Here is a 25,240-nt window from a genome sequence, read left to right as displayed (position 1 = left end):
GGCTACAGGCCGGACTCGGCGGTGCGCACCAGGATCGCGTCGCTCGACGGGCACAGGATGACGTCGTCGGGCGCCGCGGCGCGCACGGTCGCGAGCTCGTCCGCGAGCAGCGTCACCCCCGTCGCGCTCGAGACCCCGAACCGCAGGTGCGAGGCGCCGAAGCCGTAGCGGGCGCGCTGCTTCTCGTAGAGCGCGAGAAGGTCCGCGGGCAGCGCCGCCGCGACGGCGTCGCGGTCGGCGATCGTGCTCGCCCGCTCGGCGGCGATGGCGGCCAGCGCGGCGTCGCGCGCGGCATCCGCGTCCGCGAGGTGCTCGCCGAGCGCCTCGGCCGCGTGCTCCGTCTCGCCGAGCGCGGCCTCCGCCTCCTCGAGGCGCTCCATGACCGCGAGCTCGATGTCCTCGAGGTCCGACCGGCGCTTCGCGAGCGCCGCGAGCTCCTGCTCGAGGGCCGTGATGTCCTTCGCCGACGAGGTCGCCTGCAGCCGGTCGCGATCGCGCGTCATGCGTGCCTCGACGACCGCGACATCCGCCTCGATGCGCGACAGCTCGGTGCGGGTGTCCTCGACGACGCCCGCGCGCTCGGCGACGACCGCGCGCACGCCGTCGAGCTGGCCGCGCACCCCCGCGGCGGCGGCCACCTCGGGCAGCGTCTTCTCACGGTGCGCGAGCTGCGCGAGCCGGGTGTCGAGCGCCTGCAGGTCGAGCAGTCTCGCCTGGTGCTCGGGGCTGGCCTTCATCGGTGGTGGTCCTCTCCGCTGGCCTGAACGATGCTGAAGTCCCACGGGTCGGTGCGCACGTCGCTCACCGCGACGTCGACGCCCGGCAGCTCCGCCCGCAGCTCGACCGCGGCCTGCGCGAGCCAGACCCACTCGCTCGCCCAGTGCGACACGTCGACGAGGGCGGGCCCCGCGCCGAGGCGCGCGAGCTCGACGGCGGCCGAGGCGGGGTGGTGGCGCAGGTCGGCGGTGACGTAGGCATCCGCTCCGAGCACGGCCGGGTGCTCCAGCAGGGAGTCGCCGGCGCCCGCGCACACGGCGACCGTGCGCACCTCGCGCCCGTACTCCCCCGCGACCCGGATGCCGCCCGCCGTCGCCGGCAGCACCTCGCCGATGCGGGCGGCGAGTCCGCCGAGCGGCACCGGCTGCGCGAGGGCGCCGACGCGGCCGAGCCCGACGGAGTCCGAGCCGACGATGGGCACCGTGGCCTCGAGGCCGATGAGGCGCGCGAGCACCGCGGACGTGCCGGTCGCCACGACATCCGCGTTCGTGTGCGCCGTGAGCAGGGCGACGCCGCCGCGGATCAGCCGCGCGAGCATGGCGCCCTTGTAGGTGGACTCGCGCACTGTCGTCACGCCGCGCAGCAGCAGCGGGTGGTGGGCGAGCACGAGGTCGGCGCCCGCGTCGAGCGCATCCGCCACGGTGTCGGCCGTGACGTCGACGACGAGACGGATGCGGTGCACCTCGGCTGCGGCGTCGCCGCTGACGAGACCGGGCGCGTCCCAGCCCTCGGCTCCGGCGACGGGCCAGAGCCGCTCCACCGCCGCGAGCACGTCAGCGACGGTGAAGGGCATGCCGCCGAGTCTACCGAGCGGGTTGTTCGCCCACCGTCGGCCCGGCGACCGGATCGGCGCCGCCGCCGGCCGCCTCCTGCGCGCGGATGCCGGCGCGCCCGACCAGGAGCGGCGCGAGCACGCCGAGCACGAGCGCGACGACGACCCCGAGGTCGGCGGAGGCGAGCTCGCCGTCGAGCGGCAGCCCGGCGAGCGCGAAGCCGTATCCCTCCCAGCTGAGCCCCGTCGTCGTCGCGGTCACGAGGCCGAGGCCGATCGCGGTGACGACGACGTAGGCGACGAGGTTGCCCCAGCGCACGGCCGGGTAGATGCCGCCCGTCGCGAGCAGCGACGGCGCGTCGTAGCGACGGGTGCGCAGCATCACCTCGGTGGCGAACATGCCGGCCCAGGCGGCGACCGGCACCGCGACCGTCGTGACCAGGTCGCGCAGCAGGACGGTGACATCCGTTCCGATCGCGGCGAGGCCGAACGCGAGGGCGAAGACGAGGAGCGCGACGAGGAGCGTGCCGACCGACTGCTTGAGCCGCAGTCCCGCCGCCGCGACGGCGAACGACCCCGAGTAGACGGTGACGGCGACGGCGGACACCAGACCGAGCGCCGCGGCGGCGACGAGCGGCACCGGATACCACAGCGGCAGCATCCGCCCGATCGTGTCGAGCGGATCGCTCGTCAGCCCCGCGGCGATCGCCGGGTCGGATGCCGCGAGCAGCGCGCCGTAGCCCGCGAGCACGAGCACGGGGATGCCCGCACCGAGCGATGCGGCGAGCATCGACGGCCCTCCGTGCCCCGCGCCGGACTGGTAGCGGGCGAGATCGCCGCTCGCGTGCACCCAGAGCAGCCCGACGACGCTGAACACGAGCACTGCCCCGCCGACCGCGGCGAGGATCGAGCCGTCCGGCGTCACGAGCGCCGTCGCGAGGTCGACGTACGACCAGGTGAGCGCGACGACGCCCACGACGAGCACGGCGGACGCGATCGCGATGACGAGCTGCACGATGCGGATGAGGCGATAGCCGACGAACGCGACCAGGAGGGCGACCACGAATCCGACCGCGATGCCGAGGGTCACGAGCTGACCGTGGCCGAGCCCCTCGGCGAGGCCGGCGCCGATCAGGATGTCGGCGACCGACGTGCCGAGCAGCCAGAGCAGGGCGCCGCCCCAGAACACGCGGGAGAGCACGGCCACGACGGCCGGCAGCACGTTGCCGCGCACGCCGAACGTCGCCCGAGAGACGACGAGCGTCGGCTGGCCGCTCCGGCGACCGGCGAGGGTGCCGAGGCCGAGCGGCAGGAAGGAGAGCACGACGCCCGCGAGCACGGCGATGACCGCCTGACGCAGGCTCACGCCCATCGCGAACACGACGGCGCCGAGCGCGACGCTCACGACGGATGCGTTGGGGGCGAACCAGAGCCAGAACAACCGGACGGCGCGTCCGACCCGCTCGTCGGCTGGGGTGGGCCGCACACCGACGTCCTCGATGCGGAACGGCGTGGCCGCGGCCTCGGGGGCGCCGAACTCCGCGGCCAGCTCGGCCGCCAGGTCGGTCGCCGCCGGTCCGGGCGACTCGACGACGGCGTCGGGCACGAGGGCGGGTGCCCCGGTCGGCGCGGAGAGCCCCGCGAACGGGTCGCCCGGGTCGTCCGCGGGGATGACCGGTGCTCCCGTGGGCGCGGGAAGCCCGGCGAGCAGGCTGGGCGTGGGCGGCGCGCTCGCGGCCGGCGCTCCGTCGGTCGGCACTCCGCCGGTCGGCGCGGACGCGTGGGCCGCCTCCGTGGCGGCTCCGGGAGCGGGGGGCGCGGCTTCGGGAGCGGGGGGCGCGGCGAAGACCGACGCCGACGGCTCACCGGCGAGGAAGCGCGCCACCGGGTCGTCGACGACCGGGAGCACGATCGGGCCGGACGGCTCGAGGAACGTGATCGGCGCGACATCCGGCCGATCGGTCGAGCCGACGGGCGAGGGCAGGTCGGCGTACGGGTCGATGGTGTCCTCGGCGACGGACGCCCAGGGCGGCGCCCACACGTCGCGCTGCTCGGCCGGCTCCTCGGCGTCCCGCGCGGCGGACACCGCATCGGCCTCGACGTCGGCTTCCGCCTCGGCCTCGGCCGGGGCGGCGCCGGGCACGTCGGTCGCCCACGAGAATCCGCCCGGGAGGTCCGCGAACGGACCGGATGCGGGAACGGCCGACGGTGCCGACGCGGCGTCCGCTTCGGATCCGACGCCCGACTCCGTCGCCCACGAGAAGGCCGACGGGAACGGCGGCGGCTCGACGAGCGCGGGCGGCACGGTGTCGGCCGGGACGTCCGCAGCCGGCTCCGCGGGGATCGCATCCGTCGGCACCGCGTCGGTGGGCGGCACGTCAGTCGGCGGCACGTCGGACGGCGCCGCGTCGGCGGGCGCCGCGGGGGCGGGAGCCGGCGGATCCCAGGGCGCGGGTGCCGCATCCGTCGCCGCGTCAGCGGGGGCCGACCAGTAGGCGTCGGATTCAGCGCCGGGCACGCCGGGATCTGTCGGAGCCGTCGGAGCCGCGGGCGGGGCCACGGGCGGCACGATCGAGATCGCGCTCGTGACGAGATCGTCGAACCGGGGGCGTACCTCCTCGACCGCCGCGAGCGCCTCGGGCGTGCCGACCGCGAGCATCGACTGCTGCCAGTCGACGAACTCGTGCGCCTCCTCCTCACGCAGCCGCAGCTGGGCTTCGAGCATCTCGATCGCGCGCAGCGAGTCGATCTCCTCGATGGCGTGCGTCACCTCATCGACGAGGGCATCGTCGTCGAGCGACGAGCGCTGCGGCACCCACGGCCGCCCCGCCGGGCCCGCCTGCTCCGCGAGCAGCGCGGCCTGATCCTCGGGACCCGGGAGCGCGCCGGCGGCATCCGGCGGCGACGGGTCGGATGCCGCGCGGCCGCCCGCGAACCCGTCACCGTACAGCCGCCCCGGGTCGAAGGGTCGGTCGTCGAACTCCGGGACGGTCGAGGCGGGTGCGCCGGAAGCGGGCGACGGAGCGACGGGGACGTCCGCGGGTCCGGTCGCAGCCTCGGCGGCGCCGGCCCCCGGGCCCACGGCCTCCGGGCTCACGGCCTCCGGGCCCACGGCCTCCGGGCTCACGGCCTCCGGGCTCGCTGCCTCCGGGCTCGCAGTCTCTGCGCCGTCCGCCTCCGCGCCGTCGGTAGCGGCATCCGTGGGGTCGGAGCGGGGCGTGGCCGGCTCGGGCGCGGGTTCCTGTGCCGCGGAGGGCGGGGTGTAGCTCGCCCGCCGCACGGAGGGCAGGCCGTACACGCCCGTGTCGAACACGGAGTCGTCGGCACCCTCTTCGCGCGGCTCGTCCGGAACCATGCCTGAATACTAGGGCGACTCGTCTCCCGAACGGGATCAACGCGGCGAGGATCGCGCCGATCCGCGTGCCGACCGCAGCCACCGGCGCGGCTCGCGCCGCGCGCATCCGCTCTCTCGATGGAGCGCGAGGAATGTGACTCGTTGGGGGGTAGACAATCGATTCTGTCGGGACTAGCTTTCACGGCACGACCGGCGCTGTCGACGGTCGAGCGATCGACCTGCCCTGCGGTCTCGACGACGAGACCGCTTCTCAATGACGAGATTCTCAACGACGAGACCGAGGTTTGCGATGTCCCATCCATCCCGTGCGCGAACCGCACGACGCGCGGCCGCCGCCCTCCTGGCGACCGCAGCACTCATCGCCGGCGGGCTGTCCGGCTCCATCCTCGGGGCATCGGGCGCCGTGCCGGGCTTCCCGGAGCCCACCGAGCACACGCAGCGCGCGTACAACTGGAGCACGAACTTCACGGCGCGGTGGACCCGGGCCGACGCGCGTCAGCTCAAGGCCATGTCGGACCCCCAGGCCCCGGCCCAGTCGAACTCCATGCCCGAGGAGTACACGATGCCGACCGTGCCCCAGGACTTCCCCGACATGAGCAACGACGAGGTGTGGGTGTGGGACACCTGGCCGCTGACGGATGCGCAGGCCAACCAGTACAGCTACGGCGGCTGGGAGGTGATCTTCTCGCTCGTCGCCGATCGCGCCCTGGAGTTCGACGCACGACACACGCACGCGAAGCTCGGCTACTTCTTCCGGCGCGCGGGGATCCCCGCCGCCGACCGTCCCGAGAACGGCGGTTGGACCTACGGCGGACTCGTCTTCCCGCCGGGGGTCTCCGGTCAGGTCTTCGATGATCAGTCCTTCACGTCGCAGACCGAGTGGTCGGGCTCGGCCCGCATCTTCGCGGGCGGCGTGGTGAAGGTGTTCTACACGGCGGTGGCGTTCTACCGGGACGCGAACGACCAGGACATCCGCCCCGCCGACGCGCGGATCATGATGAGCCCGGGCCAGATCCATGCCGACAGCCGCGGCGTGTGGTTCACCGGGTTCGAGGAGCAGAACGAACTGCTCAAGCCCGACGGGGTGCTCTACCAGGACGGCGCCCAGAACCCGTACTACAACTTCCGCGACCCGTTCACGTTCGAGGACCCGGCGTTCCCCGGCAAGACGTTCATGGTGTTCGAGGGGAACACGGCCACCCAGCGCGGCAGCCGCGCGTGCACCGCGGCGGACATGGGCTACCGGCCCGGCGACCCGTACGCGGAGGATCCGGACACCGTCATGGACGACGGGGCCAACTACCAGATGGCCTCGGTCGGGCTGGCCGTGGCCGACAACGCCGCCCTGTCGAAGTGGCACTTCCTGCCGCCGATCCTCAGCGCGAACTGCGTGACCGATCAGACCGAGCGACCGCAGATCTACCTCAAGGACGGCAAGTACTACCTGTTCACCATCAGCCACCGCACGACGTTCGCCTCCGGCATCGACGGCCCGGAGGGCGTCTACGGCTTCGTCGGCGACGGCGTGCGCAGCGACTTCCAGCCCCTCAACCGGGGCTCCGGGCTCGCGCTCGGCAATCCGACGAACCTCAACGAGCCGGTGGGTGCCCCCTTCGCGCCCGACCCCGACCAGCATCCGGGCGAGTTCCAGGCGTACTCGCACTACGTCATGCCGAACGGACTCGTCGAGTCGTTCATCGACGCGGTGGGATCGACCGACGACTTCCGCCGCGGAGGGACGCTCGGGCCGACGGTGCGCCTGAACATCAGCGGGGCGTCCGCGACGGTCGATCGCGCGTTCGGCACGGCCGGCCTCGGCGGCTACGCCGACATCCCGGCGAACCGGTCCGCGGCGAGCCTGGAGACGCTCGTCAACGTCACCGCGCCGACGGTGAGCGGTTCCGCGCAGGTCGGGAAGACCGTCACGGCAGACGTCGGCGGGTGGAGCCTGCCGCCCGATGTCCTCACGTTCGGCTACCAGTGGAGCCTGAACGGCGCGCCCGTACCGAACGCGACATCGTCGACCTTCGCCATCCCGGCGACGGCGCTCGGCGGGCGGCTGAGCGTGACGATCTCGGCGCGAACGGATGCGGACGTCCCGCCCGTCACGGCGGCGTCCGCCGACGTGGTCGTGACGGCATCCGACGGCGTGACCCCGGTCGTCAACGTGCGCCCGCCGCGGATCACGGGCACAGCGATCCTCGGCCGCACGCTCACCGCGACGAACGGCGAGTGGAACGTGCCCGCGTCGTCGCTCACGTTCGACTACCAGTGGATGGCGAACGGCAAGCCCATCGCCGGGGCGACGCAGCAGTCGTACCGGCTGCCCGCGAAGCGGTACGGCGACACCATCACGGTGCGCGTGAGCGCGCGCCTCGGCGATGGCGCGCCGACCGTGGCGACGTCCGGCGCGGTGACGGCGAAGGTCAACAGCCGCACCACCATCCGGATCGTGGACAACACCGTCACGACCAAGGCACGCGCCCGCGTCGTGGTGCACGTGAACGCCAAGAACCCCGGGCGCGAGGTCGGCACCGTCGTCGTCAGCTGGGGCAAGCACTCGAAGAAGGTCGCCCTGCGCGCCGCCGACCACGGCCGCGTGGTCGTCACGCTGCCGAAGCTGAAGGCCGGCACGTACCGGGTCAGCGCGCTGTTCCGCGGCAACGCGACGGTCGCGCCGGACGCGTCGATCACGAAGCGGCTCACCGTGCGCAGGTCGTGAGTCCGCGGGCCGTCGGCGGCGCGATCGGGCGCGTCGCCGACGGCCCACGCCGTCGACCCGTCGCGACCTCTCGGTGCTCGCGTCACCACGCCACTGGGCCGTGCCGCGAGAGCAGGAGGCCGGTCGGGCCGTCCGACCCGGTGAGCCCGGCCATCCGCACGATGATCTCCGCACCCTCCTCGACCGTCTGCGTTCCGGTGTGGCCGTTGAGATCGGTGTCCGTGTAGCCGGGGTCGACCGCGTTGATCCGGATGCCCGGGTAGGCCTTCGCGTACTGGATCGTGAGCGCGTTCACCGTCGCCTTCGACGCCGGGTATGCGAGGCCCGGGTAGAAGTGCGTGTGGCTGTCGGGGTTGCTGAGGTCGGTGAGCGACCCGAGGCCGCTCGACACGTTGACGACGACCGGGGCGACCGATCGTTGCAGCAGCGGGAGGAAGGCGCGGGTCACCCGGACGAGACCGAAGACGTTCGTCTCGAAGGTCGTCCGGATATCGTGCGCCGTCGTGTCGGCGGGCGCCGGCACCGCATTGCCGGGCAGGCGCGGCTCGATCCCGGCGTTGTTGACGAGCACGTCGAGTCCGCCGTCGGCCCCGATCCACTCCGCAGCCGCCTCCACGGAGTCGTCCGAGGTCACGTCGAGCCGAACGAACCTCGCGCCGAGCGCGTCCGCCGCGGCGCGCCCCCGGATCTCGTCCCGGGCGCCGAGGTACACGGTGTGCCCGGCGGCGATCAGTTGGCGGGCGGTCTCCCTGCCGAGGCCCCGGTTCGCCCCGGTGATGAGTGTTGTCGTCATGCGCCGAGACTCGCGCCGCGGCGGGACCGGAGGCAGTCGTCGGCCGTTCGTAGGAACGGCAGTGCCAGGATGTCGGGTGCGAAGCGGCGCACACTGGACGCGTGACGCAATCGCCGTTCGGAGAGGCCGTGCGGCGGTGGCGCGACCACATCCGCCCCGACGTGGTCGGCGTGCCGACCGGGGGCCGTCGACGAGCGGCCGGGCTTCGCCGGGAGGAGCTCGCCGCCCTGGCCGGCATCTCCGTCGACTACCTCACCCGTCTCGAGCAGGGACGGGCGACCTCGCCGTCGGCCCAGGTGGTCGAGGCGCTCGCGCGAGCGCTGCGCCTGAGGGACCCCGAGCGGGAGCTGCTGTTCCGGCTCGCCGGCCACACCGTGCCGGGCCGCGACACCGTGCCGTCCCGGATCAGCCCGAGCGTGCAGCGCCTCCTCGACCGCCTGTCCGGGCATCCGGTGGCCGTGTTCGACGCGATGTGGAACCTCCTCGTCGCGAACGACGCGTACGACGCGCTGCTGGGCGAGACCGGCGCGTGGGACGGCCTGGAACGCAACGCCATCTGGCGCAACCTCCTGGGCCCGCGCTCTCGCGCCGTGCTGACCCCCGAGGAGCACGCGGACCTCGTCGCTGGGCTCGTCGCCGACCTGCGGATGGCCGCCGCGCGCTATCCCGCCGATCGGAGGCTGCGGCGCCTCGTCGCCGAGCTCTCCCGCCAGAGCCCCCGCTTCGCCGAGCACTGGGAGTCAGGCGACCTCACGTCTCGTGAGCCCGCGCGACACAAGATCATCGAACATCCCGCGGTGGGCCGCATCGCCCTCGATTGCGACACGCTGACCGTCGCCGGCGACGACGTCCGCATCCTGGTCTACACCGCGGACCCGGGCTCCGAGGACGCCGAGCGCCTGGCCATCGCCGCGGTTCTCGGCACGCAATCCCTCGTCGAGCAGCGAACCTGAACCGGCGTCACACGGATTCGGCCGCCCGTCGGCGTCACAGCCCGGCATCCCGGGCGAGCGCGACGGCGGCGCCCTGGTGGGCGCAGCGAGCTTGACGAGAATAGCCGACACGTTGTTGCGCACGGTCTTCTCGCTCAGCACGAGACGGCTCGCTATCTCGGGGTTCGACGGGCCACGGGCGAGGATGGCCGAGCACCTCGGTCTCGCGCGCGGACAGCTGGGGGAAAGCCGGACTGCGCGTTGCGGAGCGCGAGCGATCGAAGTAGCGGATCATCCGCTCCGCCACCGGGGAGGCGAGGATGGCGCGGCCGGAGGCGACCACCCGGAGCGACTCCACGATCTCCGCCCCGGGAGCGCCCTTGAGCACGTAGCCGGTCGCGCCCGCGCGCATGGCGGCGAACACGTTGCCATCGTCGTCGCTCATGGTGAGCACCAGCACCGCTGCCGCGTCACCGGCCGAGATGATCTGCCTGTAGGGCGACGACGGCACCGACGGCCGCGACGCCGAACAGAGCACGCGCACACCACGGCGCCTCGGTCAGCCGGCGATCCATCAGCGTCCTCCTGGGCTGCGATGCTACTTCTGCGGGCGGAGCAGGGCCACACCGAGTGCGAACAGCAGCACGGACGGGGTCATCGGCTGCCCGAACTGGAGGAACAGGATCGCGAGGAGCAGGATCCCCCCGACGATCGCGACGACCAGCCCGGTGCGCGGTGCCACTCGCGCGCGCCAGAGCGTGAACCCGAGCAGCGGCGCGGCCAGCGCGCTCAGCGACCACGCGACCAGATTCAGCACGTCGTTGCCGACCGTGCCGTCCTGGACCACCGCCGCCCAGCGCGGCAGGTCGCTGGGGCCGGCGGCGAGGAACACGAGATAGCTCACGGTGTTCCACAGCTGGAGCAGAGCGGTGATCACCCCGGCCGCGATGATGATGCCCGGAAGCACACGGCGCCCGGTGCCCCGTGCCAGGGCGACGCCGAGGATGGCGGGTCCGATCGCCAGCACGACGGCGGCGATCACGGACAGCACGCCGAAGATCCACACCGGCGCTCCGGCGGCGAGGGCATGTGCGTGTATCTCGGCCAGCGTCTGCGGCTCGTCCGGCTTCGCTCCCATCGAGCCGTACAGCAGCACGAAGCAGATGATCCACAGCGGGAAAGCGAACACGGCGAGCAGCGTGCCGAGGCGACCCGGGGGCGGGAGCTCCGCCCTCATGCCGAGAGACGCCGGTGTGGATGCGGTGGCGGTCATGGGTTTTCCCTTCCATCGAGTGATGCCGCTCGCATCGTCGGAGCGGTCACCCTCACGGTGACTCGCGGCCGTGTCCCTCGGCCAGGGACCGGCGTCCCGGAGACCGGGATGCTGCTCGGTGTCACCGAGGCGGGCAGTCGGGATCACTCCCGCGCTGGAACCTCTGACCGGACTCGTCTGGCTGCACTCAGTGGCGGCGGTCAGCGTGAACGCGCGGACTCGACATTTCGGGGTGGACCGAGGCACGGTGTGGGCGACGATGTGGGCGGTGTGAGCCGAGGACTCAGGGGCGTTCGGCCATCGTCACGGGGATCGCCGTGGTGAAGGGGACGTAGGCGCCCGGCCGCGATCCCCCGCCGGTATCGGTGAGAGCCGAGATACCAGACGAATCACCCACTCCGCCGCGTCTTCGCTTTCGGCGCGCGGGCTCGGCGTGAACTCCGACCAATTCATCAGCCAACTGAGTCGCTACTTCGAGCCATCTACTGTGTCGATGGTTCTCGCAGCGAACATACAGTGGGCCCTGCCGGGTTCGAACCGACGACATCCACGGTGTAAACGTGGCGCTCTACCAGCTGAGCTAAAGGCCCCTGCCGCGCGAGTCTACCGACGGCCCGTCGAGCTCGCGGCGCCGCGCGCGGCTCGCCGCCGACGCGCGCGCCTCCGGCGATACACTCGGCGCATGACCGACCCGGCGGCATCCGCGGCCCGGTCCGAGCACCGCTGGCCAGCCGTGGTCGCGATCGGCATCGGTGTCGCGCTCTACGCGCTGCTGCCGTCGACGTTCCTCCCGGCCGTGCGCTGGACGGTCATCGGCTTCTCGGTGCTCACGATCGTGCCCCTGCTCGTGCTGAACCCCGTGCGGTTCAACCGGGAGACGCGCTGGTCGCGCGGGTTCTCGATCGCGCAGAGCATCGTGCTGCTCGTGGCGAACCAGGTCGCCCTGGGTCAGCTCGTGGTGCAGCTGCTCTCGCCGAGGGAGGGAGGCGGCACGACCATGCTGCTGCTGGCCGCGGTGCAGGTCTGGGCCACCAACGTCGTCGCCTTCGCGACGCTCTACTGGGAGCTCGACCGCGACGGGCCGGTCGCGCGCACGCATGTGCCCCGCGCACAGCTGCCGCCCGCGGATTTCCGGTTCCCCCAGGACGAGGACGGCGACGCGGTCGAGGAGGTCGCCGCGCGATCGAGCGGCAGGACCGGATGGACCGCCGCCTACGTCGACTACCTCTACTTCTCGATGTCGAACTCGATGGCGTTCAGCCCGACCGACGTGATGCCGCTCTCGCACCGCGCGAAGCTGCTGATGGCAGTGCAGGCGTTCGCCGGATTCGTCATCCTCGCGCTCGTCATCGCGCGCGCGGTGAACATCGCCGGCTAGACGACGGCGGGCACGGGCAGGATCTCCTGCACCGCCGCCCGGTACTCCGCGATGTCGCGCGCCTCGCCGGGCGCCGTGATGAACGACGCGCGGATGATGCCGTCGACGTCGATGAGGAACGTCGCGCGCGTCGCGAAGCCCTTCTGCTCCAGGAACACGCCGTACTCCTTGGCCACCTCGCCGTGCGGCCAGAAGTCGGAGAGCAGCGTGAAGTCGTAGCCCTCGGCGTCGGCGAAGCCGCGCAGCGTCGCCTTCGAGTCGACCGAGACGCCGATGAGCTCGATGCCGTTCTGCTGGAACAGGGCGAGGTTGTCGCGCAGCGTGCACAGCTCGGTCGTGCACGTCGACGAGAACGCGAGCGGGAAGAAGACGAGGGCCACCGGACGCTTGCCGTGGAAGTCGCTCAACCGAACGTGCTCCCCGTACTGGTTGGGGAGGTCGAAGTCGGGAGCCTGAGTGTCGTTCTCCAGAGCCATTGGAGGTCGTGATCCTTTCGGGCCGCGCGGCGTCCGGTCTGGACGCCGGGGGCGGCGAGCACGAAGCGAGATCATACGCCGCCGCACACGCGCGCGCTGTACCACGGACGGGTGTGGCGCGCACACAACTCCCGCGTCGCGCGCCCCGTGGAGACCGACAATAGAATCGAGCCGCACCCGCCCGAACCCGGCGCCGCAATCCGGCGCGACGCGGCGAGCGGCGATCCCCTCCCAACCAGAAAGAGGTCGATGGTGACGGTCAACGATCAGGACCCGTACTCGGTGAACAACATCGACGCGGATCCCGAGGAGACCGCGGAGTGGCAGGAGTCGCTCACGCAGCTCGTCGAGGCATCCGGTCATGAGCGCGGTCGCGAGATCATGCTGAGCCTGCTCAAGCGGTCGAAGGACCTGCACCTGGGCGTGCCCATGGTGCCGACCACCGACTACCTCAACACGATCGCCCCCGAGGACGAGCCGGCCTTCCCCGGCGACGAGGACCTCGAGCGGCAGTACCGGCGCTGGATCCGCTGGAACGCGGCCATCACCGTGCACCGCGCGCAGCGGCCCGGCGTCGCGGTCGGCGGCCACATCTCGACGTACGCGTCGTCCGCCGCGCTCTACGAGGTCGGCCACAACTGGTTCTTCCGCGGACAGGACGCGCCCGGCGGCGGCGACCAGGTGTTCTACCAGGGCCACGCCTCCCCCGGCATGTACGCCCGCGCGTTCATGGAGGGCCGGCTCACCGCCGAGCAGCTCGACGGCTTCCGACAGGAGAAGTCGAAGGCCCCGAACGGCCTGTCGAGCTACCCGCACCCGCGGATGATGCCCGGGTTCTGGCAGTTCCCGACCGTGTCGATGGGCCTCGGCCCGATCAACGCGATCTACCAGGCGCAGTCGAACCGCTACCTCACCAACCGCGGCATCAAGGACGCGGGCGACCAGCACGTCTGGGCGTTCCTCGGCGACGGCGAGATGGACGAGGTCGAGTCCCGCGGCGCCCTGCAGTGGGCCGCGAACGAGAAGCTCGACAACCTGACCTTCGTGATCAACTGCAACCTGCAGCGGCTCGACGGTCCCGTGCGCGGCAACGGCAAGATCATCCAGGAGCTCGAGTCGTTCTTCCGCGGCGCCGGCTGGAACGTCATCAAGGTGGTCTGGGGCCGCGAGTGGGACGACCTGCTCGCCCGCGACACGGACGGCGCCCTCCGCGACCTCATGAACGTCACGCCCGACGGCGACTACCAGACCTACAAGGCGGAGAACGGCGCCTACGTGCGCGAGAACTTCTTCGGCCGCGACCCGCGCACGCTCGAGCTCGTCAAGGACTACACCGACGACCAGATCTGGAACCTCAAGCGCGGCGGACACGACTACCGCAAGGTCTACGCGGCGTTCAAGGCCGCGACCGAGCACAAGGGCCAGCCGACCGTCATCCTCGCCAAGACCGTCAAGGGCTACGGCCTCGGCCCGAGCTTCGAGGGCCGCAACGCGACCCACCAGATGAAGAAGCTCACGCTCGACAACCTCAAGCAGTTCCGCGACGAGATGCGCATCCCGATCACCGACGCGCAGCTCGAGGAGAACCCGTACCAGCCGCCGTTCTACCACCCCGGCGAGAGCGACCCGGCGATCCAGTACCTGCACGAGCGCCGCCGCGCGCTCGGCGGCTACGTGCCCGAGCGGCGCACGAAGTACACCCAGGTCGCTCTGCCGGAGCCGAAGGACTACGAGGTCGTGAAGAAGGGCTCCGGCAAGCAGGAGGTCGCCACCACGATGGCGTTCGCGCGCCTGCTCAAGGACCTGCTGCGCTCGAAGGAGTTCGGTCAGCGGATCGTGCCGATCATCCCGGATGAGGCGCGCACCTTCGGCATGGACGCCTACTTCCCGACGCAGAAGATCTACAACCCGAACGGCCAGAACTACACGTCGGTCGACCGCGAGCTGCTGCTGGCGTACAAGGAGAGCCCGCAGGGCCAGATCGTGCACGTCGGCATCAACGAGGCCGGCGCCGCCGCCGCTTTCACCGCGGCGGGCACGCAGTACTCGACGAACGGCGAGCCGCTCATCCCGGTCTACGTCTTCTACTCGATGTTCGGCTTCCAGCGCACCGGCGACGCGTTCTGGGCCGCGGGCGACCAGAAGGCGCGCGGCTTCATCATGGGCGCCACGGCGGGCCGCACCACGCTCACCGGTGAGGGCACCCAGCACGCCGACGGCCACTCGCACCTGCTCGCCTCGACGAACCCGGCCGTGGTCTCGTACGACCCGGCGTACGGCTACGAGATCGGCCACATCATCCGCTCCGGCATCGAGCGGATGTACGGCGGCACGCATCCGGACCCGGACGTGATGTACTACGTGACCGTCTACAACGAGCCGATCGTGCAGCCGGCGGAGCCCGAGGGCGTCGACGTCGAGGGCATCGTCAAGGGCATCCACCGGATCGCCGGCCCGATCATCGAGGGCCCCTCGGTGCAGCTGCTCGCGTCGGGAGTCGGCGTGCCGTGGGCGCTCGAGGCCCAGCAGCTGCTCGCACGGGACTGGGGCGTCGCGGCCGTGGTGTGGAGCGTCACGAGCTGGACGGAGCTGCGGCGGGACGGCCTCGCCGCCGACCAGCACAACTTCCTCAACCCGGATGCCGCGCCCCAGGTGCCGTACCTGTGGTCGAAGCTCGCCGGCTCGCCGGGGCCGTTCATCGCCGTGAGCGACCACATGCACGCGGTCGCCGACCAGATCCGCGCGTACGTGCCGGGCGACTACTCGACACTCGGCGCCGACGACTTCGGCTTCGCCGACACGCGCGCCGCCGCCCGCCGGTTCTTCACCATCGACGGTCCGTCCGTCGTCGTGAAGGCCCTCGAGTCGCTCGGCCGTCGCGGTGCGGTCGACCGCTCGCTCGCCGGGCAGGCGATCGCGAAGTACCGCCTGCTCGACGTCACCGCGGGCACCTCCGGCAGCACCGGCGGGGAGAGCTGACGGCCCGCGTGGGGATGACGAAGGAGCAGACCCTCGGCTGGCTGCGCCGCGTCTCCGGCGAGCTCGCCACCGAAACGCTCAAGCGGCTCGACGAGACGCTGCCGTGGTACAGCTCCATGCCCCCCGGACGCCGCTCGGCGGTCGGACTCGTCGCGCAGGCGGGCATCACGAGCTTCATCAGCTGGTTCGACGACCCGACGTCGACGCCGTGGATCGCCGCCGACGTGTTCGGCGCCGCGCCCCGCGAGCTGCTGCGCAGCGTGAGCCTGCAGCAGACGCTGCAGCTCATCCGCATCACGGTCGAGGTCGTCGAGGCGAAGGTCGGCACGAGCGACGACCGGCTGCGCGAGGCGATCCTGCTGTACTCGCGCGAGATCGCGTTCGCGGCAGCGGATGTCTACGCGCGCGCCGCGGAGCAGCGCGGCCTCTGGGACGCCCGCCTCGAGGCGCTCGTGGTCGACTCGATCCTCTCCGGCGAGTACGACAGCGAGCTGCCGAGCCGGATCGCGGCGCTCGGCTGGAACGGGCACGGCGAGGTCGCGGTGCTCGTCGGCACCGCGCCGCGCACGCTCGACGTCGACCTGCTGCGGCGCACCGCGCGCCACCTCGACGCCGACGTGCTCATCGGCGTGCAGGGCTCACGCCTCGTCGTCGTGATCGGCCGCGCCCGACCCGCGACCGACGAGGCCGGCGAGCCGGCCGAGCTCATGCCGTTCATCGAGATCGCCGCGCAGCTCGAGCCGAACTTCGGACCCGGGCACCTCGTGCTCGGCCACGCCGTGCCCGACCTCGTCGACGCGTCGAAGAGCGCGAAGGCCGCGCTCGCGGGCTTCGCGGTCGCGCGCGCCTGGCGCAACGCCCCGCGGCCCGCGCTCGCGGACGACCTGCTGCCCGAGCGCGCGTTCGCGGGCGACGCGCTCGCCCGCGGCACGCTCATCAACCGCATCTACAAGCCCCTGCAGGCGCACTCGACGGAGCTGCTCACGACCCTGTGGTGCTACCTCGACACCGGACGCAGCCTCGAGGGCACCGCTCGCGAGCTGTTCGTGCACCCGAACACCGTGCGCTACCGCCTCAAGCGGATCAGCGAGCTGATCGGCTGGGACGCCACCGGGGCGCGCGAGGCGCTCATCCTGCAGGCCGCGCTCATCGTCGGCGCGATCGCCGAGCCCGACGCGAACCGCCCGAAACGCCCGCCGCGCGGGTGAGTGCGGCAGCCGTTATTCGTAGGACACGACCAATCATCCTGCCGATTCTCCGTGCGAGACCGCACGGCGGGCGGCCGACCGACCCGGAGAGACTGGACCAGTGATCATCGTCGTCGCGCCCGGACAGGGCTCGCAGACCCCCGGCTTCCTCGAGCCCTGGCTCGCCGACCCCGCCGCCCGCGAGCAGCTCGAGACGCTCTCGGCGGTCGCCGGGCTCGACCTCGTCGCCCACGGCACCGTCTCGGACGCCGACACCATCCGCGACACCGCCGTGGCGCAGCCGCTCATCGTCGCCGCGGGGCTCGTCTCGCTGCGCGCGCTGCTCGCCGACGGCCGTGCCGCGAAGGTCGCCGGCTACGCCGGGCACTCGGTCGGCGAGGTCACCGCCGCCGCGGCCGCCGGCATCCTGAGCGAGACGGATGCCGTCGCCCTCGTCCGCGAGCGCGGACGCGCCATGGCGAAGGCCGCGGCCCTCGAGGCGACCGGCATGAGCGCCGTGCTCGGCGGCGACGCCGACGCGCTCGCGACGCGGCTCGCGGAGCTCGGCCTCTCCCCCGCGAACGTCAACGGCGGCGGACAGACCGTCGTAGCCGGTCCGCTCGACGGCCTCGCGGCGCTCGCGGCCGAGCCCGTCGCCGGCACGCGCGTCATCCCGCTCCAGGTCGCGGGCGCGTTCCACACCGGGTACATGGCGCCCGCGGTCGACGCGCTCCGCGCGTTCGCGGACACGCTCGACACCCGTGATCCGGTGACGACCATCTGGACCAACCGGGACGGCTCGGCCGTGGCATCCGGGAGCGCGTTCCTCGACCTCGTCGTCGGCCAGGTCTCGTCGCCCGTGCGCTGGGACCTCGCCATGGAGTCGTTCGCGGCGGCCGGCGTCACGGGCATCATCGAACTGGCGCCCGCCGGAGCACTCACCGGCCTCGCCAAGCGCGGACTGCGCGGCGTGCCGACCGTCGCGCTCAAGACCCCGGACGACCTCGCGGCCGCCCACGCGCTCCTCGACGCGGTCACTGACGACGTCGCCATCGACGACACAGACGGGAAGTAGGCAGCATGGCCACCCTCAACCAGGCCACCGGGCCCCGGTTCACGCGCATCCTCGGCTACGGCGCGGCACGCGGCGACCTCGCGGTGCCCAACGACGACCTCGTCGGGCCGATCGACTCGAGCGACGAGTGGATCCGCCAGCGCACCGGCATCGTCGAGCGCAAGCGCGCCTCGAAGGACGTCGGCGTCGTCGACCTCGCCGCGCAGGCGGGCGCCGAGGCGATCGCGACCGCCGGCATCGATCCGTCGCGGGTGGGCGCGGTGATCGTCTCGACGATCTCCAACGAGGTCGCGACACCGTCCGTCTCGACGCTCGTCGCCGAACGGATCGGCGCCGGCATCGCCCCCGCCTACGACGTCAACGCCGCGTGCGCCGGCTACACCTACGGCATCGCGCAGGGCGACGCCCTCATCCGTGCCGGTCTCGCCGAGTACGTGCTCGTCATCGGCGCCGAGAAGCTCAGCCCGATGGTCGACCCGACCGATCGGTCGATCTCGTTCCTGCTCGGCGACGGTGCGGGCGCGGCCCTGCTCGGGCCGAGCGATACCCCCTCCATCAGCCCGACCGTGTGGGGCTCGGACGGCTCGCAGTGGGGCGCGATCTGGATGACGTCGACCTACAGCCAGGTGCGCGACGGCGAGGCTCCGTTCGCCACCATGCGCCAGAACGGCCAGACGGTGTTCCGCTGGGCGGTCTGGGAGATGGCGAAGGTCGCGAAGCAGGCGCTCGAGACCGCCGGCGTCACCGTCGACGACCTCGCCGCGTTCATCCCGCACCAGGCCAACATGCGCATCATCGACGAGTTCGCCAAGCAGCTCGGACTGCCCGAGCACGTGAGGATCGGGCGCGACATCGAGACCACCGGCAACACCTCGGCGGCATCCATCCCGCTCGCCTCGCACCGGCTGCTGCAGGAGCACCCCGAACTGTCCGGCGGGCTCGCGCTGCAGATCGGCTTCGGCGCGGGGCTCGTCTTCGGCGCCCAGGTGGTCGTCCTGCCCTGAGCCCGTGGCGTTCGCCACGCGGGCGGCCGCGCCCCGGCCGCCGCATCCGCCGCCCCTAGACTGACTCCCGGTCACACGACAACCCGCTCAAGGAGAGAAAAATGGCACTGTCCACCGAAGAAGTCCTCGCAGGTCTTGCCGAGCTCATCAACGACGAGACGGGCATCGCCACCGACTCCGTCGAGCTCGACAAGTCGTTCACCGACGACCTCGACATCGACTCCATCTCGATGATGACCATCGTGGTCAACGCCGAGGAGAAGTTCGACGTGAAGATCCCCGACGAAGAGGTCAAGAACCTCAAGACCGTCGGCGACGCGGTGAGCTTCATCGTCTCGGCCCAGGGCTAGCACCGGGCCAGCCGGCCGGGCTGATCCGCCCGGCCGACCCGCTCCATCCGCCCTCCCGGTCGGTCGATCGCGCGCGAGCGACCGACCGGGCGAGCACCCGTTCTACAGAAGGATCGTTGTGACCGCAAAGATCGTCATCACCGGAATCGGCACCACCAGCCCGCTCGGCGGCACCGCGCCGTCGTCGTGGGAGGCGCTGCTCGCCGGAGAGTCCGGCGCCCGCTCGCTCAGCCACGAGTGGGTCTCCGAGCTCGAGCTGCCCGTCACGTTCGCCGCCGAGGCGAAGGTGCGTCCCGAGGAGGTGCTCGAGCGCCAGGAGGTGCGCCGGCTCGACCCGGGCTCCGCGCTCGCCGTCATCGCGGCCCGGGAGGCCTGGGCGGATGCCGGGGCTCCGGAGGTCGAGCCCGAGCGCCTCGGCGTCGACTGGGCCACCGGCATCGGCGGCGTCTGGTCGCTGCTCAACGCGTGGGACACGCTCAAGGAGAAGGGCCCGCGGCGGGTCATGCCGCTCACGGTGCCCATGCTCATGCCGAACGCGCCGAGCGCGGCCGTCTCCATGACGCTGGGCGCTCGCGCGTTCGCCCGCACCGTGGCATCCGCGTGCGCATCGAGCACCGAGTCGCTCGTGAACGGCCTCGAGCACCTGCGCGCCGGCCTCGCCGACGTCGTCGTCGCGGGCGGCAGCGAGAGCGCCATCCACGGCATCACGATCGCGTCGTTCGCCTCCATGCAGGCGCTGTCGAAGCGCAACGACGACCCCGCGACCGCGTCGCGGCCCTACGACGTCAGCCGCGACGGCTTCGTCATGGGCGAGGGTGCCGGTGCCCTCGTGCTCGAGACCGAGGAGCACGCGAAGGCGCGCGGCGCGCGCATCTACGCGGAGCTCGCCGGCGGCGGCGTCACGAGCGACTCGTACCACATCACCGCTCCCGACCCGGAGGGACTCGGCGCCTCGCGGGCCGTGCTGCTCGCGCTCGGCCAGGCCGGCGCATCCGTCGACGACGTGACGCACATCAACGCGCACGCGACGAGCACGCCGGTCGGCGACATCGCCGAGTACAAGGCACTGCTGAGCCTGTTCGGCGACCGCGTGCACGGCATCCCGGTGTCGGCCACGAAGGCCGCGACCGGGCACCTGCTCGGCGGCACCGGCGCGCTCGAGGCGATCTTCACCGTGCAGGCGCTCGTGGACCGCGTCGCGCCGCCGACGATCAACATCACCGAGCAGGACCCCGAGATCCCGCTCTCCGTCGGCGGCACGGCGCAGCCGCTCGGCGACGGCGACCAGCTCGCGATCTCGAACTCGTTCGGCTTCGGCGGCCACAACGCCGTCGTCGCGATCCGCTCGGTCTGACTCCCTCCCGCGGGTCGAGGAGCGCGCGACGCCGTCGCCCGCGCCTCGAGACCACCACCCCTCGGCAGGCGAACAATGGTCTCGAGACGCCGACTCGCTCCGCTCGCGGGCTCCTCGACCACCCGGCGCAGCGCACCTCCCTCCCGCTGGTCGAGGAGCGCGCGACGCCGTCGCCCGCGTCTCGAGACCACCACCCCTCAGCAGACGAACAATGGTCTCGAGACGCCGACTCGCTCCGCTCGCGGGCTCCTCGACCACCTGACGGAGCGCCCCCTCCCGCTGGTCGAGGAGCGCGCGACGCAGTCGCCCGCGTCTCGAGACCACCACCCCTCAGCAGACGAACAATGGTCTCGAGACGCCGACTCGCTCCGCTCGCGGGCTCCTCGACCACCTGACGGAGCACTCGCGGGCTCCTCGACCACCTGACGGGGCACTCGCGGGCTCCTCGACCACCTCACGGGGCACTCGCGGGCTCCTCGACCACCCGACGGGGCGCCCGCGGGCTCCTCGACTTGCGAGCAACGGACGAGCTCAGAGCAGGCGGCGGGCGAAGATGGGGCGGCAGCCCTCGTGCAGCACGCACTCGCCGTCGAAGTCGTCGTCCTCGTCGGCGGCGACGAGACGATGCAGTTCGTCGAGGTCGATGAGGGGCGGCGCCACCTCGTCGAGAAGCTCCTGGAGCTCGATGTGCAGGGCGCGGTTCACCATCGTGGTCTCCCTCCTCCGACGCCTCAGCCGACCCGGTGCAGCCACACGACGGGGTTGTCGCTCGACGCGTGCCGGAACGGCTCGAGCTCGTCATCCCAGGCCTGCCCGAGCGCGAGCCGCAGCTCGCGGTGCAGCTCGAGCGGGTTGCTGCCCGCGACCTCCATGGCGTAGCGCACCCGATCCTCGGGGACGACGACGTTGCCGACGCTGTCGGTCTGGGCGAAGTGGATGCCGAGGTCGGGCGTGTGCATCCACCGGGCGCCGTCGGACCCGGCCGACGGGTCCTCGGAGACCTCGTAGCGCAGGTGCTCCCAGCCGCGCAGGGCGGAGGCGAGGCTCGCGCCGGTGCCCGACGGGCCCTCCCAGAAGTACTCCGTGCGCTGCGCGCCGGGCAGCACCGGCTGCTCCGCCCAGGTGAAACCGACGGCGCGGCCGAGCGCGCGCCCGGCGGCCCACTCGATGTGGGGGCACAGAGCACGAGGAGCGGAGTGCACGAACAGCACTCCGCGAGCAGGTGTGGTCGCGCTTGTTGAAGCCACTGTCATCTCCATCCGTCAGGTTCGACTTCCCCATCGACCTGAGACCGGATTGAACGGCGACCCGTATGAAATTGGCGGAACGTGAGCGGATGAACCGCTACAGCGATGATGCCAGACTCCCGCGCGTAATCACAAGCGTGTGATTCCGGGGACCGCATCCGTGGATAGGCTCGGTGCGACCCGATCCGGGACGGGAGGATCCGCCGTGCGCATCGCGATCGTGAGCGACTACTACCTCGACTACGTGGGCGGAGCGCAGACGTCGATGCTCGAGCAGCGGGCGGCGCTCGAGCGCGCCGGCCACGAGGTGCTGCTCATCGCGCCGGACCGGTCGGCGGCCCGCACCGAGACGCGGGCCGACGGCATCCGTCTGAGACCCGCGTTCACGGTGCCGGCGCTGCAGCTGCCGGTGATCCGGAACACGGGTGCCACGCGCGCGCTGCTGCGGACGTTCCTCGTCGAGCGCGCGGTCGACGTCGTGCACGTGCAGACCGAGTTCGGGCTCGCGCACGCCGCGACGACCGCCGCCTACGAGGCGCGGATCCCGGTGGTGCACACCGTGCACACCTTCTACTGGCAGTCGACCGGCCTGCTGCCGACGCTCGCGGCGCCGCTCGTGGGCCTGCTGCTGCGGCGCGTGACGGGCGCGCGGATCGGCGACACCCCGCTCGCGGATCGGCCGACCGACAGCCTGCTGCGGAACCTCACGCTCGCGATGGCCGAGCGGGCGGATGTCGTCGTCTCGCCGTCCGCCCACCAGGCGCGCGACCTCGAGGCGGCGCTCGTCGGCCGTCCGGTCGCGGTCGTGCCGAACCCGATCGCGACCTCGGCCGCGCCCGCCGTCGCCCTGCCCGACGAGGGCGCACCGCGACTGGTCTGGATCGCCCGGGTCGAGCCGGAGAAGCGCCCGGTCGTGTTCGCCGAGGCCGTGCTGCACGCGCTCGACCACGGCGCGGCGCCGTTCGGCGTGGACATCGTCGGCGACGGCTCGCAACTGGGCGCCGTGCGCGCCCTGCTGCGGGACCGACCCGGGGTCGTCGTGCACGGCGCGCTGCCGCACGCGCGGGTGATCGAGCTCATCGACCGCGGAGCTCTCGTCGTGCTCACCTCGGTCGGCTTCGACAACCAGCCGATGACGATCGCCGAGGCGGTGTCCCGGCACCGCGGCGTGCTGTACTGCGACGAGCGGCTCGCGGAGGGGCTCGCGCACGGCGGCGTGCTCGCGGCGGGCGCCGGCGCGGCGGCCCTCGGCGAGGCCATCGTCGGTCTCGTCGGCGACCCGGCGCGACTGCGGGCGATCGGCGAGGCGGCGGCAGCGGATGCCGCCGAGTTCTCCGGCGCCCGGTTCGTCGAGCGCATCACGGCGGTCTACGACCGGGCCCGGGCCGAGGCGAGCTAGCCGCCCGCCGCATCCGGCTCGAGCACAGCCGCGACCGCGTCGCCGAGCCGGTCGGCGAGCGAGCGGGAGTACGTCGCCGTGAGGTGGTGCTCGTCGATGTAGGTCGGAACGCCGCCGATGATCACGTGACACCGTCCGTCCGAGCAGAAGTACGGCCGGAGCGGGAACGCCGGGGCGCCGGCCGCCGCGCCCGCCTCGGCCACGAGGTCGTCATCCGCGCCGCGATCGGGCTGCGAGCACGGGTCGGTCTCGCCGCGGTGCTCGTCGAGGCACTCCGGCACGGCGACCGCGGAGATCGGCACGTCGCCGACGACGAGCACCGGGTGTCCGGCGGCTTCGAGCGCGCGGATGTCGGCGGCGTAGCCCGCGACGACGGTCGCGCGGTCACGGGCGCCCAGCGGTGCCGTGCTCACGTAGTGCGTGCCCTCGTCGTTCGACGCGAGCACCACGACGTCGACACCCTCGTACGGGTCGTCGATCACGCCCCGAACGGAGCGCGACCACGCGACGCAGCCGGCGCGCTGCGTGGCGATGACCGCCGCGGTGAGGATGCCCGAGCAGCCGGTCTTCCGCATCAGCAGCACGCGCCAGCCGTGCGATCGACCGTAGGCGTCGAGGGCGGCGACCAGGTGGCCGGCGTGCGAGTTGCCGACGAGGGCGATCGTGCGCGACGGGTCGGCCGTGTCGCCGAACGCGCAGACCTCGGCCGACTCGGCCGCCGAGTTGCAGGTGCCGAGCGTGCCCTTGTCCTGGGCCCAGAACGCGGCGTCGAGGCCGGCGGGGTCGGCGAACGGATCGGTGCATGACGCGTCGACCATCGCCCGGGAGGCGAAACACGGGTCGTTCGTCTCCGCCACGGCGACCGCGCGGGCCGTCTGCACCGTCGAGGCCTGCACGACGACGACCGTGACGACCGACGCGACGACGAGCGCGCCGGCGACGACCGCGGCGACGCCGTACGTGGCGCGCGGCCGCGGCCGCGAGCGCCGGACGACCGTCTCGAGACCCCAGGTCGTCGCCGCGGCGAGCGCCGCCGCGAGCGCGACGACCGCGATGCCGTCGATCACGCTCAGCGGGCGTCGTGTCACGTAGGGCGCGACGACGATGAGCGGCCAGTGCCAGAGGTAGAGCGCGTACGAGGCGTCGCCGACGAGGCGGAACGGGCGGCTCCCGAGCAGCGCGCGCAGCGGGGCCGGGCCGCCGCCCGTCGCGATGAGCAGCACGGCACCGGCCACCGGGAGCGCCGCAGCGAAGCCCGGGAACGGCGTGTCCCCGGAGTAGAGCACGGATGCCGCCCCGATCGCGAGCAGCCCCAGTGCGCCGAGGGCGCGCGGCGGCCGTGCTCGCGCTCCTCCGGCCGCGAGCGGCATCCGTGCTCCCGCTGCCCCGCCCGCGAGCGCGAGCAGGCCGCCGGACGCGAACTCCCACGCGCGGGTGCCGGTGTGCACGTAGGCGACCGCGGGGTCGGTCGCGGTCAGCGCGACGCTCAGCGCGAGCGAGGCGAGCGCGACGACCGCGAACGCTATGACGAGACGCCGCCCGAGCGTGCGCCGGGATCCGACGACGCACGCGATGAGCACGAGCACCGGCCACGCGAGGTAGAACTGCTCCTCGACGCTCAGCGACCAGAAGTGCTGCACGAGGGTCGGCGTCGCGTCCGCGGCGAGGTAGTCGACGGATTCGCTCGCGAGCGCCCAGTTCTGCACGTCGAGCGCGCTCGCGGCGATCTGCGTCACCGTGCGCTCCCACAGCGATCGCGGCACCACGGCGATCGTGAGGCCGAGGCACGCGATCAGCACGATCGCGGCCGACGGGAGCAGGCGACGGATGCGGCGCGCCCAGAACGCGAGCAGGTCGACGCGACCGGCGGCATCCGCCTCCCGCACCAGGTGCCCCGTGATGAGGAAGCCGGAGATGACGAAGAACACGTCGACGCCGACGAAGCCGCCCGGCAGTGCGCCCGGGGCGAGGTGGTAGGCGACGACGAGGGCCACGGCCACCGCGCGCGGCCCCTGGATGTCGGGGCGGAATGCACGGGCCACGGCGTGACGCTAGGGGCGCGAGGTGACGCGACGGTGAACCGACGACGGGTCCACCCGGCGTGTCGGACTTGCCCCGGACAGGCTCCCGTGTTTGCATACTCGGTATCTAGTCACTCGGTATGCAA

General features: G+C 72.6%; 19 protein-coding genes and 1 tRNA gene. 10 read left to right on the top strand and 10 right to left on the bottom strand.

Translation table 11 applies throughout. The features are described 5' to 3' along the window. Positions 1 to 2: 2 nt before the first annotated feature. From QT381_RS02955 to QT381_RS02945, 3 genes are read right to left on the bottom strand one after another with little or no spacing between them, the layout of a single operon-like run. Complete coding sequence (locus QT381_RS02955; RefSeq protein ID WP_289247228.1) at positions 3 to 737, bottom strand: zinc ribbon domain-containing protein; 735 nt, start codon at positions 735 to 737, stop codon at positions 3 to 5. Then, a complete protein-coding gene (locus QT381_RS02950; RefSeq protein ID WP_289247226.1) occupies positions 734 to 1,570 on the bottom strand; it encodes a Nif3-like dinuclear metal center hexameric protein in 837 nt (278 codons plus the stop codon). Before QT381_RS02950 ends, QT381_RS02955 begins: the two co-directional genes overlap by 4 nt. A gap of 10 nt (positions 1,571 to 1,580) precedes the next feature. After that, the gene (locus QT381_RS02945) at positions 1,581 to 4,904 is read right to left on the bottom strand and encodes a cytosine permease (RefSeq protein WP_289247225.1); all 3,324 of its coding nucleotides are present in this window, start codon (positions 4,902 to 4,904) and stop codon (positions 1,581 to 1,583) included. A gap of 289 nt (positions 4,905 to 5,193) precedes the next feature. Between QT381_RS02945 and QT381_RS02940 the strand changes: the two genes are divergently transcribed. Beyond that, a complete protein-coding gene (locus QT381_RS02940) occupies positions 5,194 to 7,626 on the top strand; it encodes a glycoside hydrolase family 68 protein (RefSeq protein WP_289247223.1) in 2,433 nt (810 codons plus the stop codon). 82 nt (positions 7,627 to 7,708) lie between these two features. Here the strand turns inward: QT381_RS02940 and QT381_RS02935 are convergent, their stop codons facing one another. Then, entirely contained in the window at positions 7,709 to 8,419 is a 711-nt protein-coding gene (locus QT381_RS02935; RefSeq protein WP_289247222.1) for an SDR family NAD(P)-dependent oxidoreductase, read from the bottom strand. Between the two features lie 101 nt (positions 8,420 to 8,520). Here QT381_RS02935 and QT381_RS02930 point away from each other — a divergent pair, with 101 nt between their 5' ends. Next, positions 8,521 to 9,372, top strand: a complete 852-nt coding sequence (locus QT381_RS02930) for a helix-turn-helix transcriptional regulator (RefSeq protein WP_289247221.1) — start codon at positions 8,521 to 8,523, stop codon at positions 9,370 to 9,372. 577 nt (positions 9,373 to 9,949) lie between these two features. Here QT381_RS02930 and QT381_RS02920 read toward each other — a convergent pair. Then, positions 9,950 to 10,624, bottom strand: a complete 675-nt coding sequence (locus QT381_RS02920; RefSeq protein WP_289247219.1) for a hypothetical protein — start codon at positions 10,622 to 10,624, stop codon at positions 9,950 to 9,952. A gap of 517 nt (positions 10,625 to 11,141) precedes the next feature. After that, a tRNA-Val gene (locus QT381_RS02915) sits at positions 11,142 to 11,214 on the bottom strand. Positions 11,215 to 11,306: 92 nt separating this feature from the next. Here QT381_RS02915 and QT381_RS02910 point away from each other — a divergent pair. Beyond that, positions 11,307 to 12,002 (top strand): DUF1345 domain-containing protein, encoded by a 696-nt coding sequence (locus QT381_RS02910; protein ID WP_289247217.1) that lies wholly within the window; start codon positions 11,307 to 11,309, stop codon positions 12,000 to 12,002. Here QT381_RS02910 and QT381_RS02905 read toward each other — a convergent pair. Continuing rightward, positions 11,999 to 12,478 (bottom strand): peroxiredoxin, encoded by a 480-nt coding sequence (locus QT381_RS02905; protein WP_289247216.1) that lies wholly within the window; start codon positions 12,476 to 12,478, stop codon positions 11,999 to 12,001. The two genes, QT381_RS02910 and QT381_RS02905, sit on opposite strands and share 4 nt — an antisense overlap. Positions 12,479 to 12,730: 252 nt before the next feature. On the opposite strand from QT381_RS02905, the gene aceE reads away from it, so the two are divergent. The 6 genes from aceE to QT381_RS02875 all read left to right on the top strand — a co-directional run bounded on the left by aceE (position 12,731) and on the right by QT381_RS02875 (position 20,427). Then, positions 12,731 to 15,457, top strand: coding sequence for a pyruvate dehydrogenase (acetyl-transferring), homodimeric type (gene aceE, locus QT381_RS02900; RefSeq protein ID WP_289247214.1), 2,727 nt, complete (start codon positions 12,731 to 12,733; stop codon positions 15,455 to 15,457). Between the two features lie 14 nt (positions 15,458 to 15,471). Beyond that, entirely contained in the window at positions 15,472 to 16,665 is a 1,194-nt protein-coding gene (locus tag QT381_RS02895) for a PucR family transcriptional regulator (RefSeq protein ID WP_289247212.1), read from the top strand. A 100-nt stretch (positions 16,666 to 16,765) separates the two neighbouring features. Beyond that, positions 16,766 to 17,719, top strand: a complete 954-nt coding sequence (locus QT381_RS02890) for an ACP S-malonyltransferase (protein WP_289247211.1) — start codon at positions 16,766 to 16,768, stop codon at positions 17,717 to 17,719. Between the two features lie 5 nt (positions 17,720 to 17,724). Continuing rightward, on the top strand, positions 17,725 to 18,723 hold the full coding sequence (locus QT381_RS02885; RefSeq protein ID WP_289247209.1) for a beta-ketoacyl-ACP synthase III: 999 nt from the start codon (positions 17,725 to 17,727) through the stop codon (positions 18,721 to 18,723). 101 nt (positions 18,724 to 18,824) lie between these two features. Continuing rightward, positions 18,825 to 19,073 carry an acyl carrier protein gene (locus QT381_RS02880; protein ID WP_289247207.1) on the top strand — a complete coding sequence of 83 codons (249 nt, stop codon included), beginning with the start codon at positions 18,825 to 18,827 and terminating at the stop codon, positions 19,071 to 19,073. A 118-nt stretch (positions 19,074 to 19,191) separates the two neighbouring features. After that, positions 19,192 to 20,427, top strand: a complete 1,236-nt coding sequence (locus tag QT381_RS02875; protein ID WP_289247205.1) for a beta-ketoacyl-[acyl-carrier-protein] synthase family protein — start codon at positions 19,192 to 19,194, stop codon at positions 20,425 to 20,427. Positions 20,428 to 20,958: 531 nt separating this feature from the next. On the opposite strand, the gene QT381_RS02870 is transcribed toward QT381_RS02875, so the two are convergent. Next, the gene (locus QT381_RS02870) at positions 20,959 to 21,135 is read right to left on the bottom strand and encodes a hypothetical protein (RefSeq protein ID WP_289247203.1); all 177 of its coding nucleotides are present in this window, start codon (positions 21,133 to 21,135) and stop codon (positions 20,959 to 20,961) included. Between the two features lie 23 nt (positions 21,136 to 21,158). Then, positions 21,159 to 21,686 (bottom strand): DUF3145 domain-containing protein, encoded by a 528-nt coding sequence (locus QT381_RS02865; protein ID WP_289247201.1) that lies wholly within the window; start codon positions 21,684 to 21,686, stop codon positions 21,159 to 21,161. Between the two features lie 193 nt (positions 21,687 to 21,879). Here QT381_RS02865 and QT381_RS02860 point away from each other — a divergent pair, with 193 nt between their 5' ends. Further along, positions 21,880 to 23,073, top strand: a complete 1,194-nt coding sequence (locus tag QT381_RS02860) for a glycosyltransferase (protein WP_289247200.1) — start codon at positions 21,880 to 21,882, stop codon at positions 23,071 to 23,073. Here the strand turns inward: QT381_RS02860 and QT381_RS02855 are convergent. After that, positions 23,070 to 25,115 carry an acyltransferase family protein gene (locus tag QT381_RS02855; protein ID WP_289247198.1) on the bottom strand — a complete coding sequence of 682 codons (2,046 nt, stop codon included), beginning with the start codon at positions 25,113 to 25,115 and terminating at the stop codon, positions 23,070 to 23,072. The two genes, QT381_RS02860 and QT381_RS02855, sit on opposite strands and share 4 nt — an antisense overlap. Positions 25,116 to 25,240 lie beyond the last annotated feature (125 nt).

The organism is Galbitalea sp. SE-J8, from assembly GCF_030345695.1.
In the GTDB taxonomy this organism is placed as follows: domain Bacteria; phylum Actinomycetota; class Actinomycetes; order Actinomycetales; family Microbacteriaceae; genus JAUASV01.
Note: the sequence above shows the minus strand (reverse complement) of the source record. Positions and strands in the feature narration are given on the sequence as shown.

Excerpts from the sequence above, each read along its gene's own strand:
- QT381_RS02905 (WP_289247216.1), bottom strand. The coding sequence starts at position 12,478 with ATGGCTCTGGAGAACGACACTCAGGCTCCCGACTTCGACCTCCCCAAC.
- QT381_RS02940 (WP_289247223.1), top strand. The coding sequence starts at position 5,194 with ATGTCCCATCCATCCCGTGCGCGAACCGCACGACGCGCGGCCGCCGCC.
- QT381_RS02955 (WP_289247228.1), bottom strand. The coding sequence starts at position 737 with ATGAAGGCCAGCCCCGAGCACCAGGCGAGACTGCTCGACCTGCAGGCG.
- QT381_RS02865 (WP_289247201.1), bottom strand. The coding sequence starts at position 21,686 with ATGGAGATGACAGTGGCTTCAACAAGCGCGACCACACCTGCTCGCGGA.
- QT381_RS02870 (WP_289247203.1), bottom strand. The coding sequence starts at position 21,135 with ATGGTGAACCGCGCCCTGCACATCGAGCTCCAGGAGCTTCTCGACGAG.
- QT381_RS02880 (WP_289247207.1), top strand. The coding sequence starts at position 18,825 with ATGGCACTGTCCACCGAAGAAGTCCTCGCAGGTCTTGCCGAGCTCATC.
- QT381_RS02950 (WP_289247226.1), bottom strand. The coding sequence starts at position 1,570 with ATGCCCTTCACCGTCGCTGACGTGCTCGCGGCGGTGGAGCGGCTCTGG.
- QT381_RS02895 (WP_289247212.1), top strand. The coding sequence starts at position 15,472 with ATGACGAAGGAGCAGACCCTCGGCTGGCTGCGCCGCGTCTCCGGCGAG.
- QT381_RS02945 (WP_289247225.1), bottom strand. The coding sequence starts at position 4,904 with ATGGTTCCGGACGAGCCGCGCGAAGAGGGTGCCGACGACTCCGTGTTC.
- QT381_RS02920 (WP_289247219.1), bottom strand. The coding sequence starts at position 10,624 with ATGACCGCCACCGCATCCACACCGGCGTCTCTCGGCATGAGGGCGGAG.
- QT381_RS02935 (WP_289247222.1), bottom strand. The coding sequence starts at position 8,419 with ATGACGACAACACTCATCACCGGGGCGAACCGGGGCCTCGGCAGGGAG.
- QT381_RS02910 (WP_289247217.1), top strand. The coding sequence starts at position 11,307 with ATGACCGACCCGGCGGCATCCGCGGCCCGGTCCGAGCACCGCTGGCCA.
- QT381_RS02885 (WP_289247209.1), top strand. The coding sequence starts at position 17,725 with ATGGCCACCCTCAACCAGGCCACCGGGCCCCGGTTCACGCGCATCCTC.